This is a genomic window from Alistipes sp. DJF_B185 (assembly GCF_964250025.1).
GTDB lineage: Bacteria > Bacteroidota > Bacteroidia > Bacteroidales > Rikenellaceae > Alistipes > Alistipes finegoldii.
The window spans coordinates 1-609 of the sequence record NZ_CAXUDY010000099.1; the positions used below are offsets into that span (position 1 = coordinate 1).

The 609-nt window shown below is 54.8% G+C and carries 1 protein-coding gene; it reads right to left on the reverse strand.

The features are described from left to right. Positions 1-279: 279 nt before the first annotated feature. On the reverse strand, positions 280-609 hold a 330-nt coding region (locus ACESTR_RS16410), incomplete at its 5' end, for a hypothetical protein (protein WP_281809911.1).

Genomic DNA, 609 nt, shown 5'->3' on the forward strand with positions numbered 1-609 from the left:
TTCGAAATGGATTTTAGTTTGACATAAGGCCGGCAGATCCCCGCTATGAAAGAGAGAAGCCGGCTTCGGGGCGGGATATTCAGCGACGGCACGGACAAGGCAAATTTTTGAGGGGCGATACGACCCGAAGGGTGGAGATCGTGCCGCAAAAATTTGACGCCGGAACGTGTCCGGCGCTATCTTGCCCCGAGGCCGGCGTTCACAAAGGGATTTTTAATTATTATTCGTGCTGTCTCAAAACAAAAAGAGACTGCTGCGGATGCAGTCAGTCCCTTTCGGTTAGCGCACCGTGAACTGCGGTATCCGGGAGAGGGTCTTCCGCAGCTTCCGGCGGTAGAAAAGTTCAGTAAGCGCAAGCAACTCGTAGGTATCGTACATCATCTGTCCGTTGACGGCACGGGCGCGGATCATCCGCTTTTTACGGCATTGTTCGAGCTGGTGACGGTCCAGACCCAGCACCTCGCAGACCTTGCGGGCCGAGAGGAACATCGGGCGGTCGCTGTGGCTCAACAGGTGTTCGAAGAGCAATAGGGATTGTGTCAGCAGGAAATGCGTGCGGAGCAGGTGCTCCAAGGCTCCGGACTCCACCAAATAATACTTGTTAGGCAT